Origin of the sequence: Bacillus cereus group sp. BfR-BA-01524 (assembly GCF_022662595.1) — a bacterium.
GTDB lineage: Bacteria > Bacillota > Bacilli > Bacillales > Bacillaceae_G > Bacillus_A > Bacillus_A thuringiensis_S.
The window spans coordinates 15,116-27,094 of sequence record NZ_JAKUDW010000072.1 but is presented as its reverse complement, the minus strand read 5'-3'; the positions used below and the strand labels follow the sequence as shown (position 1 = coordinate 27,094).

Sequence of the window (11,979 nt, the reverse complement as noted above, 5' to 3'; positions counted from 1 at the left end):
GTACTTGTTATACCTGGAGGTGTAGTGAAAATTGCGGGGGCTGATACAGAAGTGAATCCGGCTGTATATCCTAGAGAAGTACCTGATCCAATGATTGGATTATTATTCAGATACATAGTGATACCTGCCGAATTACCTCCGGGTTGAATGATAACTTGCACTTCATAGATTGCCAAATAGGTTCTTCCACCTTCAAGTAAAACAGTTGTTGGTGGTGTGAATGAGATTGCCGTGCCATTAGAATTTACCACAGTATCTAGTGGAATCGCAGAGTTTACAGAAACTATTGATGGGGTAGTTTGAACAACATTTAAACTGTTAGCCGTGGGAGATGGACAAGAACAAGGTTTGTGAATGTTAGAGTTGTTATCATTTTGATAATTCACAAATAATCAAGCTCCTTTACGTAAGATGATTTTTTATCCTATATAAAACGTAGCTTTTTTGTATCTAAGTTATTTTTAATAAGTTTTTAAAGATAATTCGAATATTATTGGTCAGTCAACTCTTAAAAGTATTTGATACTCTGGGATTTAAAAGTGCATCTGATAAATATATATGAATGTTTTTTAAGGACATTACTGTAAGTTAGGAAACATAATAAAATCGTTATTTTAATAAAAAACGAGAAAATGAGGGGAGTAAAAGGAAAAGAACCCTTTATATAAAGGGTTTTTCTGGTGATTTAATCTATCAATTACATTCTTGGTAATATTCATCACATGAATCATTATTATCGTTACAGCATATACAAAATGTTTTTTGAACAAATAAACTAACTACACTAGTAGAACCTTCCTGCTTTGTAAGAGTAAGACTTTGAAAATCTTCAACTTGAAATATTTTTGTTTGAACAGGTTGTAATGTAGTAGTAATTGGTACGCTAGATCTTCTTGTTAGAATAGTTACTTGAACGGGTGCACTCATACCGACAACGAATAACTGAATTAATGTTTTGTTATGATTGTTTGTAAAATCCTCAAATACAGTTTGTGGAGCGGTGGTTTCAAGGAAAACTGACACAGGTATATTTCCATTTTCATTTTCTGCAGAACCAGCTATCGTATGAGTTTCAATAAAACAGTTATTTTTTTGATTGTTGGAATGTGATTGGTTTTTATAATATTTTTTACCATCTTTATAAAAGTAATCAGCCATGTGAATTTAAAGCTCCCTTCTTTTAAATATCTATATAGTCTATTTAATAAAGTGAAGTAGTGCTTGTACAACATAATAAAATCCGCTCTCGTAATTATCTAAAAATGTTATTTGGAAATTAAAGAGCGCCATTCAAGGCGCTCTCGGATAAACATTAATATTGAAAAAGAATACCACATTATATTTTATGCATGTTCTTAATAAATGTGTAGTTTTTTAGCAAAATCCTTATTTGAAAACAAGAAGCCCTAGAGTTAGGGTTCTAGGGCTTCTTATTTTGGTATTCTCACATGGTTTTTCAAAAAGAATAGAACATATTGAAGATAACATGTGAATGTTTCATAAATGTATCAAAAAAGTGAACAAAATTGCTAGTGGAGAAGAAGCAGAAATGAAGTTTCTAATACGTAAGTACGTGAAAGGTATTATTTCCAATGAATAAAATGCGCATGGGACACCTAATCATTATTTTATCGGGGGAAAAGAATATTTTATGAACTTGGTTGAATGAAAAAATGAAAATTTTACTTTTAGAGTGAAACTAAACAAAAACGCTATTTTATTAGAAAAGGAGGATGAAAATGGAGGTCCAGTTAATTCACGAACAAACATATAAAAGTCAGTATGATTTAGAAAATGCAGTAGAAAAATTCTACGATAGTCTTCCAGAAGAATTCGGAATGTTAGAGGACGAGGATATCAAGAAATTTGATCATATAAGCGGAGTATTTGAGGCGACGGCCGTAATGGAGAATGGTTTGAAATTGAAGGTAGAAATATTCTTTGCGGATTGATGCAGACGAAGATGAATCATGGGTTAGTAAAGCTTATCAAGTAGCTTAATAAAAAATTCATTTGAAAGGAAAGTGATCAGGGTGGAAGTTCAATATGATGCGCAGGGCCGAATGAAGTACCAACCGATTACCATCCGAATCATAAGAAGCCGTATACAACGAAAGAATTAGCCTACATATGTAAGTATTATGGATTCGGAAAGATGAAGGGAATTGCTTTAGCATTAGGAAGAACGGAATTAACGATAAGGCAGCTAGTAAATACTCTCCGGAAGAATGGAATATTTGAAAAATATAAAACTATGGGTGAGTAATTAAAATAAAAATTTTATTTTATAGAAATAAAAACCCTAGTTTCCTAGGGTAATGGTATAACAGCCAAATATATTTTATTCGTTTATATTGTAACTTAATATTACGTTAAATACATCAGGTAAATGAAACCAATTGTAGAAAATAAGAGCAGTTAGCAAAAGCTAACTGCTCTTCTCCAAGGGGGAACAAGGAGAAAATCTAATGTCATATATAGTATTGACGTAATATTTAGTTTTATTCGTGAAGAATTACGTTTAACTTAATGCATAACCAACGATTAAAGTTAGTGTTAAAAACACTGATAATAACAATGTTAGCAGAACTGTTACTATGCTTCTAAGCATTGCTATCCAATTACCTGCTTTAGAGAATCCTTTAATACCAGCAAAAAAAGTTCCTATTGAAAAAATGAGTACAAAAAATAAAGGGTGAAAATAAACGATATTTATAAACGACGCATTCATTTCAGGTGTGCATACTTCAAGATATAAAAGAAAAAAAGCAATGCAAACGAATGAAAAAAAAGACCATAGATTTATATTATGCTTCATAGGTTGCTCCTTTGTTATCAAAATATTGCTATTAAATTTTAATGGAAAATATAAGAAAAATATAGTGGTTATAAATTGGAATGAATTTTTAAACAAAATAATCCTTTTGTTTAAAGAAAAACAAGCTACCACGTTACAATGATTGGAGATATTTTCCGATATATCCTTAAGAGGGTGGGAATAGAAAGAGTATCTTCTAGAGGAAAGGAATTAATTTATGCTAGGAAATTGGTTGGGTAAATTAAAATAACCTAAATGTATACAAAGATATAAACTTATTAATAGTCATGACAATGAAGATTTTAAAACTGGTAAGATGGGAATATTTAGTTATTGTAAATGTGAAAAGTGCTGGAATTGTTCTAAAGGAAGGAATATCTGAAATATAAATATAATTGAGGGGAGTGAAATAATAATGGAAACTAGTACTTTTTTAGGACTGTTCTGGGGATGGATGACGGTTATCGTATCGGGAATACTATTCGTCCGTCCATCGGTGTTACGTGACTTAAAAAAATTAGTGGTTGAAGACAGAGGGTTTGGTATTATGTATGGTTTTCTATCGATTTTCCTAGGATTAGGTACTGTAATTCTACATAATGTATGGGGATTCAACTGGCAGGGATTCCTAACGGTTATTGCATGGCTTGCATTATTAAAGGGAATTTACATAATTGCATATCCTGAACCCTCCAAGAAAACAGACTTTGAAGTAAGGATACTATCTACACGTATAGTACTCGCTATCATTGGTGCTTTGGCTTTATGGATGCTTATAGTAATCTATATAAAATAATCTTTTTTTAATAAATAAAAGAGCCTAATGTGAGAGAAAAGGCCTTTTCAAAAATTGCATATGAGGAAAATCAATGTCAATAGTTTAATGCCAATAAATTAGAATTAATTCTAGGTATTAAGTATTGAGAAATAAAAAATATTTTAGGCAACAAATTGGTTAACTTTATGAGCTAACCAATTGTTACACAAAAGAAAATTAGGCCCTATAAGTAATAGATGTGTAACTTAAATTTACAGTTATAGTGTAAGCGAGAGTGAAAATGTTATACGAAAGTAATTCTGTTTAAAAGTTTTATTTTGTCATAAATAAAAGAGCATTTAGCCCAGCCTAACTGCTCGATACAGAGGTAATAGTCTAGCTACATAGATATTATATGCTGAGTTATTGATTTTATTTGTGTAAAACACAAAAGAGCAGCTAACAAAACCTAGCCGCTCTAAACAGTGATGTGTCTCTAGATGTAGTTGTAGTATAAACAGAACGTTGAGTTTTATTCATGGGGAGATAGAAATGGGCTTGAAAATAGAATATAGTCCGGCTAGAAAACTAGAGGACACCAATTTTTAGAACTGCGATAAAATTGTTTTAAGAAATGGTGTTCTCTTTATTTTGAAAGGGGATTTAGGAAATGAAGGTATTAGAATAGAAATGGTTAATAAACGCATAGATTGATAAAAAGTAAAGGGCAAATCCCTTATGAGAATAAGGAATATTATCATTTTTTTTACTATTTTTTTCTATCTTTATATATAATTAATTTGTATTTTATATATAAATTAGGAGGGAATTTATGACTACAAATAAGGACTACATTCGTTATATCCGGGGAAAAGTAGGGCATGATTTAATATTTCTTAATTTTGCTGGAGGTATTGTTTATAACGAACGAAATGAAATTCTTTTACAAAAACGGGGAGATAGAAATGAATGGGGTCTTCCAGGTGGTGCTATGGAACTTGGAGAATCTCTTGAAGAAACCGCTAAACGAGAAATATTTGAGGAGACAGGATTAAATGTTGAAGTTGAACATCTTATAGGTGTCTACTCTAAATATTCTGGTGAGTTTCCGAACGGAGATAAAGCTCAGACTATCACTCATTGTTTTCAATGTAAGCCAGTTGGTGGAGAACTTACTGTAGATGGTATTGAGACTTTGGATTTAAAATACTTCCCAATAGACCAAATACCAAAATTATTCACAAAACTACACGAAGATGCCTTAGAAGATTGGCTTTCCAAAAGAAAAGGTGTATTTAGATAAAAAACTTTCAAATTAATTATCCATAATCTCTAACTAACAGGTGCTTTAATTGAGCAAGAAAATAAAAACCTTTAACTTCCGCTAAAGATAATTATGTTAATGATCTAGTGATGGCAGTTCTCGTAAGGACAAAAAGAGGAACGTATATAAATAGAGTTGTAGAAATAGAAAGAGTGGATTCCTTGTGAGAGAGTAGGGATCCACTTTTTTCTTGCCACTGATAAAGAGACACTATATCTGACTTACATAAATATCCTATTTATTCAAATTTGTCCTTGCTAATGGTACAATTAGATTCATGGAGGGATATAATGGTAAGTTTTTATGTAACACTGTTTCTTATATTTGGTACTGCGATATTTTTATTTTTCTTGTCTGGTTCATCAAAAATTAAGGCTGAAAATCTATCATTGATAATGATCTGTTTAGGGATAAATCTACTCACAAGTCCAATGGCTTTATTTATAGGTGTGATGGCAACAGACTCTCCATATAGCACTACGCTTGATTTTTTTGGAGGATTTCTCTTTATTCAGGGAATACCGCTCCTCCTCCTACTTGCAGCTTTTTTGAAGTTTGCAATAGCAAAGAAAACAAAACAAAACAAAACAAAACAAAACAAAACAAAACAAGTATAGTATAAACTCTATATTTCTTTTAATAATTTAAGGTTATATATTTTCTGCATTAGCCGCTTTTAACCACGCTTCGTAGAATTCTGTAACTGATGCATATCGTTCTGCTCGATTGTTATTTACAGCACGATACGCTACCTCATATAATTCCTTACTTGCTTCCCATTTTATAAAGGAACGATCTTTTTCACCGCCTAAAAGTGAGAACGCCATTGCTCCCATATTAAATACATTTGTTCTTTCATCAATTATAGCGTTTAGTTCAAATTCCTCTGGTGACATAAAACGGGAGGAACCCCAAAGCCGACCCATTTTATTTATGTAAGGTTTCTTACTGTATAAATCTATATCACAAATTTTTGTCTCGTTTGTATTGAAATTATATAAAATACTACCGTCATAAAAATCTATCGCTACATAGTTTTTCTTTTCTACATAAGTATGGAAAGAAAAAATGGAATGTAAGGAATGAATTCGTTCTATAGCAGATAAATGTCTAAATTTATAAAATGGAGAGTTTGGATTTTTATATTTCTCAGGAGGTGGGAAACGCCAATGCGAATGAAGACATTCACTATCAAACCAATCGAAAATTAATACATATCCAGATTGAACTGGCAAATGATCAATTAGTCCTATGAGCGAGTCATGCTTTAATTCTTCATAGATAGTAACTGAATTTTTTAGCCTTTCAATAGCATCACCCGATGTTCCTTCATATGCAATTGTTTGTGCTCCTGCGTATTTAATAAATTTCTTATGACCATCTTTTTCTATACCAAAACTTATATTACCTGAATCTTGTTGGTCAAAAACTGCAAATACGGTCCCTAATTTAATAAGCCAATCAAAATTATGATATTCTTTTAATTGGAATGTTACGTTATTTAACTGAATTTCCACGGAATTATCTTTCATAGATTACCTCACATTTCATATAATTAAGTTGTACATTCCACTATTCGACATATTTTATGGAAATCCTATGTTAATAATATGAAATTTTATAAATATAATGATAAACACTTATAAAGAGGTGAATACAATGGATCAACAAATTGTTATTAAAGCATATCAAAAAGACTGGGTTGAAGAGTATATAAAAGAAAAAGAGAAATTCTGTTCCTTGTTAGGACAAGAAATAATTGCTGTTGAACACATAGGAAGCACTGCAGTAGCAGGATTAGGAGCTAAACCTCTTATTGATATGATGATTGGCGTAACAGACTTGCAAATAACTGAAAACTGGATTGAAATTCTATCGGAAATTGGATATGAGTTTGTTCCAAAAGAAGCTACGAATTGGCGTTTTTTTAGAAAGGGAAAATGGAGAGCGGGTACTCATCATTTGTATGTTTATATTTATAATAGTTACGAGTGGAGAAACAATATTTTATTTCGTGACTTTCTAATAAGCCATGAATGGGCACGTAAAGAATATAGAGAATTAAAAGAGATGCTTGCTATTACATATGCTTTTGATCGTGTTTCATATACAAAGGCAAAAGCGCCATTTATTCGGAAAATATTAGAATTGGCTAGAATTCAATAAATTTATAGATTCTTATCTAACTAGTTTTGAAACCTCTTCCTATACTTTTTATAGGGAGAGGATTTTTCGTTCTTTTCATGACAAAATATATAATTTCTAATTATTGGAGGCAAACTATTTTATTTATTTCGATATTTCTAGTACATTGGAAATATTAAGGGGGAATTAAGCAATGGAAGCTATTGTACATCATTATAAAAAAGGATTAGAGGGATTAGAATATAAATTTCTACCTGAGATAAGTCCTAATGCAAGTGAAGTAAAAGTCAAGTTAAAAGCTGCAGGATTAAATCATAGGGATTTATTTATTATAAATAATAGAAAAGAAATGGATCTACCATTAGTAATAGGGTCAGATGGATCAGGAATGGTTACAGAAATAGGAGAAGGAGTTTCAAATATTACACTACATACAGAAGTTATTATTAATCCTAGTATTGGATGGGAACATGCTACTGAAGTACCGGAGTTACCGGAAGTGCTAGGTGGACCGAAAGGTGGAACGTTTGCTGAATATGTAATTGTACCGGCTGAAAATGTAGTAGAAAAGCCGGCATATCTTACTTGGGAAGAATCAGGTGTTTTATCTTTATCCGCATTAACTGCATATAGAGCGCTTTTTACAAAAGGTAGATTGAAGTGCGGCGAACACGTTTTAATTCCGGGAATAGGCGGTGGTGTTGCTACTTTTTCCATGTTATTCGCGAAAGCAATCGGCGCAAAAGTGAGTGTTACTTCAAGGGTAGAGAATAAAATGGAACTTGCTGAAAAATATGGTGCAGATATTTCGTTTCATAGTGCCGGAAATTGGGGAGAGAGCTTACAAGGTGAAAAAGTAGATTTAATAATAGATAGTATAGGTCCGGCAACTTTTTTGAAATATTTTGATGTATTAAAACCAAATGGAAGAATCGTGAATTTTGGTGCAAGCTCAGGAGATAAAATTGAATTACCATTACGCGCATTATTTTATAATCAAATTGATATTATGGGAACATCCATGGGTAGCCGTGAGGAATTTAATGAGATGATAAAGTTTATAGAAAAACATCAAATTAAACCAATTATTGATAAAGTTTACTCGTTAGAAGAAGCAATTAGTGCGCTAAGCCGTATGGAGATTGGAGAACAATTCGGAAATATTGTACTTCAAATGAATTAAAAAATATGATTTTGCAATTAGTATATTTAAATGAACATGTTATGTATCCAAAACAAGAAAAAATACGAACCGCCTTATTATAAAGGCTTACCGGCTTTATACATAAATAGCGTATAAAATTTGTTTTATAATTGTCACATGAGTAATAGTAAAATGAGAATTAGATGAAAAAAGTTTAAGCCTATTTTCATAATGGTATTGTATACTGTGTAAATCAAGAACACTTGTATGTAAGGAGAGAGTTTAATGAATTACACAGTATTTCAGTGGTTTAATAATTTTGCTGGTTCATCCAAACTATTAGATACGCTAATGGTTGCTATTACAAATAGCGCTGCATACGTAGCCATTCTATTTATGCTTATCTTATGGTTTAATAATGGAAAGAAAGAGAAAGCAATTAGAAAACAATATACAGTTTTATATACGACGCTTTCGGTTATTATTGCATTATTAGTAAATGTTCTTATACACGCGGTATATTACCATCCGCGTCCGTTCGTATCACATGATGTACATCAATTAGTACCACATGCAGCAGATTCATCATTCGTTAGTGATCATTCTGTACTTGTATTTTCAATCGCCTTCGTATTTATTCTTAGAGGAGAAAAACTGAAATACATCGCGCTATTATGGGCAGTGTTAGTCGGTATATCACGTATGTACGTAGGTGTTCATTATCCTTTAGATATACTTGGCGCAGCATTCTTAACGCTTATTACGAGCGCTTTAGTAATGCAAAGTACACGTATGTTTGAACCAATAGCAAAATTGGTATTCAAAATGTATGCATTAGTAGCAAGACGAATTCCTTTCTTAGCGAAATATAATCATATCGCGTAATTTTCTTATAAAAAGTTCCCCTTTGGACATCCGGAGGGGAACTTTTTTATAGTAAATACGAAAAGAGTGTAGAGTGCTATACATTCAAGTTTCATTAATGAATATTCAGAAATTTCACGCACCGTATTTTAAATAAAAAAATAAAGACACAAAATAACAATAGTCAGTTTCGCATTGTTTTAAAGGAATTAAAAAGAAAACTTCGAAACATATAGTATTGCAAACAAAAACTACAAATTTCAAACCGTATCTTCGTATAAATCAATCCAAAAAGAAAGGAGATAAATATGCAAAAACTTCAAACGAATAAAGGCGCTCGATATATGATGATTGCTTTTATTGCTTTGTTTCTTATTATGATTTTGCGTATATTCTATATCCAGGCAGTAGGAGTCGTGCATAATGTGAATGTAAAGGATCTCGCGGATGAACAACATAATAAAAAAGGTGTTTTAGAAGCGAATCGTGGCACTATCTATGATCAAACCGGAAAGGTGTTAGTACAAGATTCTACAACGTATCGAGTTGTTGTGAATTTAAAAGGAAAAGATAAAGTGAAAAATAAAGATGAAACCGCACAACAATTAGCTGATGCGCTTGAAATTGATAAAGAAGAAGTATTAAAAAACTTTCATGAAGGACGTACGCAAGTTGAAATTGGAAAAATCGGTCGGAACTTATCTAGGGAAACGAAAGAAAAAATTAATAATTTAAAAATATCAGGTGTATCTTTTATGTCGGAAAAAGCAAGAGTGTATCCAAATGAAGACTTTGCATCCTATATACTTGGTTTTGCTAGACCAGATGATAAAGGGAATACGGAAGGGAAATTTGGACTTGAAAAGAGCTTGGATAAATATTTGCGCTCTACAAACGGGAAAATAGAATATGTGGGTACACGAAGGGGGATTCCGCTTACGAATGATATAGGTAAAGTAGAACCTGCTAAAAATGGGAATAACGTATATTTAACGCTTGATAAACAAATCAATAGCTTTTTAGAAGAAGCGATGAACAAAGCGCAAGAACATTATGATCCTTCTATGTTAATTGGCATTATTGCTGATCCAAAAACAGGAAAGGTTTTAGCAATGTCTAGTAAACCTAGTTACAATCCTAATGTAGGTGATATCGAATACTTTTTAAATGACCCGATTGCAAATGCATATGAACCAGGTTCAACTATGAAAGTTTTTACGTTAGCAGCTGCCATTAATGAAGGTGTATATAACGGAAAAGAATATTTTCAATCTGGAAAATATTCCGTTGGTTCATCTGATATAAAAGACCATAATGGTGGATTTGGATGGGGATCAATTACATTTGATGAAGGATTTGAAAGGTCATCAAACGTAGCTTTTTCTATTTTAGAAGATCAGTTACTGAAACCAAATAAATTTAAGCAATATATGAATAAATTTGGATTCAATCAAAAAACAGGGATAGATTTACCTGGAGAAAGTAAAAATATTTTATTATTAAATACGCAAATTCAACAAGTTACAACTTCTTTCGGTCAAGGTTCTACAGTTACTCCGATTCAATTAGTCCAAGCGGCTACTGCTATAGCAAATGACGGGAAAATGATGCAACCATATATCGTTGATAAAATTGTAAATCCAACAAACAAAGAAGTTATTATGGAAAATCAACCGAAAGAAATTGGGAATCCGATAAAAAAAGAAACAGCGGACAAGGTTAGAAGCTTAATGGAGCGTGTTATAACATCTTCAAAAGGAACTGGTACAATGTATAAAGTGGATGGTTATCCAATTGGAGGTAAGACAGGCACAGCACAAATCCCGAATCCTGAAAATGGCCGATATATGGAAGGGAAAGAGAATTACATTTTCTCCTTTTTAGGAATGGCTCCAATTGACGATCCGGAGTTAATTGTATACTTAGCTATTAAGCAGCCAAAGTTAAAAGGAGATGAGTATGGAGCTCAGCCTCTTGCTGAAATATTTAAACCTGTTATAAAAAACAGCCTTGAATATTTAAAGGTGAAACCGTATACAGAAAAACAAATAGCTGATGCAGCGAAACAATCTCAATTAAAAGTACAAAATTATGTAAATCAATCGATGGATACAGTGGAGAAAAGTGTAGAAAAAGAGAAGCTACAGCCGGTAATTTTAGGAGAAGGAAAAATAATAAAACAATATCCACAGTCTGGTGAGGTAATGAGTGAAGGTGATCGTATATTTTTATTAGGGAATAACGCACAAATGCCAAATGTAAAAGGTTGGTCCATGCGTGATGTTATGTATTTCTCTAAGCTTTTAAAATTAGATTTGAAAACTTCTGGTACGGGTTATGTAACGAGCCAAAGTATTGAAAAAGGACAAGATTTACAAGAAGGAGATACACTAGAACTAGAATTAGAACCGCCGTTACAACCGTTAACAGAGGCGAATACGAATTAATCCAGGCATTTGGAAAGAGCTATATGAAAATAGCTCTTTCTTTAGAGTTGTAAGTAATTTCACGCACCGTAATTTTTAGAAAAAATAAAAAATAAACAAATTAACAATAATACGTTGTTAAATATCTGATTATTTTTTATTTACAGTTAAAATCATTTGTGATAATATGGAAAAAATCAAATGCAGTGAAGAGAATAGTAAATAAAATGAATTTTTCACAGAGAGCTCCATGTAGCTGAAAAGGAGTAAAAATTCTTTATTGAATCAAGCCTCTGAGCAGTACACCGGAACCTGATATGAAGGGGGTGGTGTGACGGGAGCTCCCGTTATAGAGCTATGGTATAAGCATGAATGAGAATGCAGTACCTGATAAGGTTAATATGGTGACATATTAACAAACTAGGGTGGCACCGCGATGATAAATCTCGTCCCTAAGATTAAAAGTCTTGGGGGTGGGGTTTTTTTATTGTTTTAAAACAA

General features: G+C 32.2%; 11 protein-coding genes, 2 pseudogenes and 1 other annotated feature. Of the genes and pseudogenes, 9 read left to right on the top strand and 4 right to left on the bottom strand.

Annotation, left to right across the window (positions count from 1 at the left end; translation table 11 throughout):
• Together MR170_RS22045 and MR170_RS22040 are read right to left on the bottom strand one after the other, a co-directional pair.
• A partial coding sequence (locus MR170_RS22045) for a hypothetical protein (protein WP_242309295.1) occupies positions 1-386 on the bottom strand: 386 nt, incomplete at its 3' end.
• 307 nt (positions 387-693) lie between these two features.
• Positions 694-1,158: a hypothetical protein gene (locus MR170_RS22040; protein WP_000796393.1), complete on the bottom strand. Its 465-nt coding sequence runs from the start codon at positions 1,156-1,158 to the stop codon at positions 694-696.
• Between the two features lie 581 nt (positions 1,159-1,739).
• Here MR170_RS22040 and MR170_RS22035 point away from each other — a divergent pair.
• Together MR170_RS22035 and MR170_RS32505 are read left to right on the top strand one after the other, a co-directional pair.
• Positions 1,740-2,001: pseudogene (locus tag MR170_RS22035) on the top strand (hypothetical protein).
• A gap of 32 nt (positions 2,002-2,033) precedes the next feature.
• Positions 2,034-2,266, top strand: a pseudogene (locus MR170_RS32505) (DNA-entry nuclease).
• A gap of 255 nt (positions 2,267-2,521) precedes the next feature.
• On the opposite strand, the gene MR170_RS22030 reads toward MR170_RS32505, so the two are convergent.
• Positions 2,522-2,818 carry a hypothetical protein gene (locus MR170_RS22030; RefSeq protein ID WP_242309294.1) on the bottom strand — a complete coding sequence of 99 codons (297 nt, stop codon included), beginning with the start codon at positions 2,816-2,818 and terminating at the stop codon, positions 2,522-2,524.
• A gap of 415 nt (positions 2,819-3,233) precedes the next feature.
• On the opposite strand from MR170_RS22030, the gene MR170_RS22025 reads away from it, so the two are divergent.
• The 3 genes from MR170_RS22025 to MR170_RS22015 all read left to right on the top strand — a co-directional run bounded on the left by MR170_RS22025 (position 3,234) and on the right by MR170_RS22015 (position 5,516).
• A complete protein-coding gene (locus MR170_RS22025) occupies positions 3,234-3,614 on the top strand; it encodes a hypothetical protein (protein WP_063547426.1) in 381 nt (126 codons plus the stop codon).
• 793 nt (positions 3,615-4,407) lie between these two features.
• Positions 4,408-4,878: an NUDIX hydrolase gene (locus tag MR170_RS22020; protein WP_242309293.1), complete on the top strand. Its 471-nt coding sequence runs from the start codon at positions 4,408-4,410 to the stop codon at positions 4,876-4,878.
• 311 nt (positions 4,879-5,189) lie between these two features.
• On the top strand, positions 5,190-5,516 hold the full coding sequence (locus MR170_RS22015; RefSeq protein ID WP_242309292.1) for a hypothetical protein: 327 nt from the start codon (positions 5,190-5,192) through the stop codon (positions 5,514-5,516).
• A gap of 33 nt (positions 5,517-5,549) precedes the next feature.
• Here the strand turns inward: MR170_RS22015 and MR170_RS22010 are convergent, their stop codons facing one another.
• Positions 5,550-6,431 (bottom strand): protein kinase family protein, encoded by an 882-nt coding sequence (locus MR170_RS22010; protein ID WP_242309291.1) that lies wholly within the window; start codon positions 6,429-6,431, stop codon positions 5,550-5,552.
• Between the two features lie 127 nt (positions 6,432-6,558).
• Between MR170_RS22010 and MR170_RS22005 the strand changes: the two genes are divergently transcribed.
• The 4 genes from MR170_RS22005 (at position 6,559) to MR170_RS21990 (ending at position 11,499) form a co-directional block, all read left to right on the top strand.
• Positions 6,559-7,065, top strand: coding sequence for a GrpB family protein (locus MR170_RS22005; RefSeq protein ID WP_242309290.1), 507 nt, complete (start codon positions 6,559-6,561; stop codon positions 7,063-7,065).
• 172 nt (positions 7,066-7,237) lie between these two features.
• Positions 7,238-8,227, top strand: coding sequence for a zinc-binding dehydrogenase (locus MR170_RS22000; protein WP_242309289.1), 990 nt, complete (start codon positions 7,238-7,240; stop codon positions 8,225-8,227).
• A 246-nt stretch (positions 8,228-8,473) separates the two neighbouring features.
• On the top strand, positions 8,474-9,073 hold the full coding sequence (locus MR170_RS21995; RefSeq protein ID WP_016081416.1) for an undecaprenyl-diphosphatase: 600 nt from the start codon (positions 8,474-8,476) through the stop codon (positions 9,071-9,073).
• A gap of 287 nt (positions 9,074-9,360) precedes the next feature.
• Positions 9,361-11,499, top strand: a complete 2,139-nt coding sequence (locus tag MR170_RS21990) for a penicillin-binding protein (RefSeq protein WP_242309288.1) — start codon at positions 9,361-9,363, stop codon at positions 11,497-11,499.
• A 176-nt stretch (positions 11,500-11,675) separates the two neighbouring features.
• Positions 11,676-11,935, top strand: a binding site (T-box leader).
• Positions 11,936-11,979: the final 44 nt, after the last annotated feature.